Origin of the sequence: Nonomuraea cypriaca (assembly GCF_015645445.1) — a bacterium.
GTDB lineage: Bacteria > Actinomycetota > Actinomycetes > Streptosporangiales > Streptosporangiaceae > Nonomuraea > Nonomuraea cypriaca.
Genome location: NZ_JADOGI010000425.1, coordinates 1 through 4,071, shown reverse-complemented (window position 1 = coordinate 4,071; position 4,071 = coordinate 1). Strand labels below are relative to the sequence as shown.

Annotated in this window: 2 protein-coding genes; both read right to left on the bottom strand. The window is 75.2% G+C overall.

The window, feature by feature from the left end:
• Nucleotides 1-3,027: non-ribosomal peptide synthetase (locus ITP53_RS54230; protein WP_195903285.1), on the bottom strand; the 3,027-nt coding region annotated here is incomplete at its 3' end.
• Nucleotides 3,027-4,071, bottom strand: a 1,045-nt coding sequence (locus tag ITP53_RS54225; RefSeq protein ID WP_195903284.1) for an alpha/beta fold hydrolase, incomplete at its 5' end; no start/stop codon positions are given. The genes ITP53_RS54230 and ITP53_RS54225, both read right to left, overlap by 1 nt.

Here is a 4,071-nt window from a genome sequence, read left to right as displayed (position 1 = left end):
CCTGTCGACCTTGCCTGACCTGTTGACGGGCAGCTCGTCCAGGAAGACGACCGCGTCCGGGACCATGTAGCCGGGCAGCCGCTCGCCCAGCCAGGCCCGCAGCTCCCAGGCCGGTGGCGGCTCGCCGCTCGCGGGCACCACGTACACCGCCAGGCTGTCGCCGCGCAGGGTGGCCGCCGCCACCGCGACGCGCGGGTGCGCGGCCAGGACCGTTTCGACCTCTCCCAGCTCGACGCGGAATCCGCGCAGCTTGACCTGCGTGTCGACCCGCCCGAGGTAGGAGAGGACGCCGCCGGCGTCGTACCGGCCGAGGTCGCCCGTGCGGTACATGCGCCCGCCCGGCGGCCCGTACGGGTCCGCGACGAATCGCTCCGCCGTCAGGCCCGGCCGGTTGGCGTACCCGCGCGCCACTCCGGCCCCCGCCAGGTAGATCTCGCCGACCAGCCCGACGGGCACCGGGCGCAGCCGGTCGTCCAGGACGTACGCCCGCCCGTTGGCCACCGGCCGGCCGATCACCACGGGGCGGCCGGGCACGAGGTCGGCCGTGGTGGCGTACACGGTGGTCTCGGTCGGACCGTACGCGTCCACCACCCGGCGCGCCGGCGTGGCCCAGCGCTCCACCAGCTCGGCCGGGCACGCCTCGCCGCCGATGGCCAGGGTGCGCAGGTCGGGGAGCGCGTCCGGGGGGCACGGCAGCGACATGGCCGCCGATGGGGGCAGGAAGGCGTAGGTGATGCGGGAGTCGCGCAGGCGGGCGTACAGGTCGTCGCCGAGCCGCTCCGACTCGGCCGCGACGTGCAGCTCGGCTCCGGCGACCAGGGTGAAGACCACGTCGGACACGGCCACGTCGAACCCGAACGACACGTACTGCAGGACGCGGTCCTCGCCGGTCACGGGGAACTGGGCGCGTACGGCGGTGGCCAGGTTGAGCAGCGCGCGGTGCTCGACCGCCACGCCCTTGGGGGTGCCGGTGGAGCCGGAGGTGTAGAGGATGTACGCGACGTCGCCGGGGGCCGGTTGTGCGGTGAGGACGGGACCGATCGGCTCGATGGGCGCGTCGCGGACTTCGGCGGCCGGGGCTCCCGGGTTCCTGGGTTCCTGGGTGAGCACCGCTCGGGTGCCGGCGTCCGGGTTCCTGGGTTCCGAGGTGAGCACCACCTGGGTGCCGGCGTCCAGGTCCATGGGTTCCGCGGCGAGCACCAGCCGGATGCCGGCGTCGCCGATCATGAATTTCAGCCGGGCCGGCGGGTGGCCGGGGTCGAGGGGGACGTACGCGCCGCCCGCCCGCAGCACCGCCACGGCGGCCACCACCATGTCGGCGCCCCTCGGCAGGCAGAGGCCCACCGGGACGCCCGGCCCGACCCCGGCCGCGCGCAGCCGCGCGGCGAGGCGGTCCGCGCGGTCCAGCAGCTCCCGGTAGGTGAGCACGGCCGGACCGGACGTCTGCGCCGCGACCGGACTGGAGGCGTGCGCGGCGGCCGGGCCGGACACCTGCTCTGTGGTCGGGTCGGACGCCTGCGCTGCGGGCGGGCTGGAGGCGTGCCCGGCGGCTGGGCCGGATGTTCGTGTGGCCGGGCCGGATACCAGTGCGATGGCGTTCGGGCGCTCCAGCGCGCGGTCGGCGATCAGGTCGGGCACCAGGCGGGCAGGGGTGGGCGCGGCGGTGCGGTTCCAGACGTCCAGGATCAGGCGGCGATCCTCCTCGGGGAGGAGGGCGGCAGCGGTCACGGGCTCGCCAGGCCGGTCCAGCAGGCCGTCGAGCAGCGTCTCGAAGGCACGGGCCCAGTGGCGTACGGTGCCGGGCGTGAACAGGTCGGCGCGGTGGACGAACTGCGCGGACAGGCCGCCCGGGCCGCGTTCCACGTTCATGAGCAGGTCGAACTTGGCGTCGTCCAGGAGCAGTTCGACGCGTTCCGCCGTGGCGCCCGGCAGGTCGAGCAGCAGCCGGGTGTCGTCGTCGTAGGCGAACATCACCTGGACGAGGGGGTCGTGGCTGAGCTCCCGGCCGGGCGCCACGGCCTCGACGACCGCCTCGAACGGCGCGTCCTGGTACGGCTGCGCGGCCACCAGCCGCTCGCGCACCCGGCCGACGAGGTCCAGGAACGACGGGTCGCCCGACAGGTCGGCGCGTACCGCGAGGGTGTTGGCCAGCAGCCCGATCACGCCCTGGAGGTCGGGGTGGTCGCGGCCGGACACCGGGACGGCCACGACGAGGTCCCGCTGGCCCGACACCCGCGCGAGGAAGGCGGCGAACGCCGCGAACAACGCCATGAACGGCGTCGCGTCCCGCTCGGCGGCCACCTTGGCCAGCCGCTCCCGGGTGTCGGCGGGCAGCCTGAGTGGCGTCACGCCGCCGGCGGTGGACTGCACGGCGGGACGCGGGTGGTCGGTGGGCAGCGCAAGCACGCCGGGGGCGTCCCGGAGCGACTCGGCCCAGAACGCGACCGCGCCGTCGAGCGCGCCCGAGTCGATGCGCTCCCGCTGCCAGGCGGCGTAGTCCGGGTACTGAACCCCCGCCGGTGCGGGATCTTCCTGTACGGGCCGAGGGGAGCCGGTCAGCGTGCGGTAGGTGTCGCTGAGCTCGCGCAGGAGCAGCCGCAGCGACCAGCCGTCGCACACCAGGTGATGGGCGGTCAGCAGGATCCGGTGGGTGCCGTCGTCCAGGGCGTACACGTGGCAGCGCAGCAGCGGCCCCGCCGCCAGGTCGAAAGGCTCCTCCGCCGCCGCCCGCAGCAGCCCGTGGGCGGCCGCGGCCGGGACGTCGCGTTCGATCCGCAGCGCGGCCTTCGCCTCCGCGGCGACGACCTGCAGGTACGCGCCGTCGTACGCGCGGAAGACCGTGCGCAGCGACTCGTGCCCGGCGACCGCCGTGTCCAGGCACGCGCCGAAGACGTCCGGATCGAAGTCCCCGCGCACGGCGAAGGCCAGCGGCACGTTGTACTGCGCGGTGCCGGGATTGAGCTGGTCCAGCACCAGCAGCCGGGCCTGCGCGGGGGAGACGGGGAACTCGTACTCGATCGGTGCCATCAGAACTCCCGCAGGATCGGTTCGAGCACCCGGGCGATCTCGGCGGCGGGCCCGGGTCTGAGCAGGTCGCTGTGCCCGTAGGCGAGGTCGTGGACGCGTACGCGGCCTGCCGTTTCGCGCCAGCGCCCGGCCTTGACCGCGGAGGGCGGGTCACCGGGCTCGGCGGTGGCCGGGAAGAGCAGCACCGTCCGGTCCAGCGGCGGCGGCCGGTAGGTGACGGCCAGCCGGAGATGCGCGGCCACCGCGTCGGCCACCGCGGACAGCCGCTCGCCGGACAGCCCCGACAGCGGCCCCTCGGTGTCGCGCACCGCCGCGAACACCCGCCCCCGCTCCAGCGGGCCCGGCTGCGCGTACGGGTGCAGGGTCCGGGTGCGCAGCAGGATCGTCAGCGCCTCCTGCTCCGCCTCGCCCGGATCGGGATCGGCCCCCGGCGGCCAGGGGACCGCGTCCAGCAAGGCCACCAGCCCCACCTCCTGCCCCGCCTCTCGCAGACAGGCCGCCATCTCGTACGCGAGCAGCCCGCCGAAGGAATGCCCGAGCAGCAGGTACGGCCCCTCCGGACGGACGGCCATGACCCGCGCCAGGTAGTCCTCGGCCAGCGCCCGCATGCTCTCCGGAACCCGGTAGTCGCCCTGGAGCACCGGCGACTGCAGGGCGTACACGGGCCGGTCCGGGGCCAGGTGCGGCAGCAGCGCGGTGTACGACCAGCCGATGCCCCGCCCCGGATGCACGCAGAACAGCGGCGGCCGGTCGCCCTCGGCGCGCAGCGTCAGCAGCGGCGACAGGTCCAGCTCGGTCGCCGCCCGATCGAGCCGGACCGCCAGCCGCGCCGGGGTCGGGGCCTCGAACAGGGCGGCGATGGACGTACGCACGCCCAGCTCCGCCTCGATGGCTGCGGCCAGCCGCATCGCCAGCAGCGAGTCACCCCCAGCCGCGAAGAAGTCCGTATCCACCCCCACCCCTGGGTTTACCTGTGGGCTCGGGTTTCGTGCGCCGAGCACCCCGGCGAAGAGGGCGCACAGTTCCTTCTCGCGCGGCGTGCGG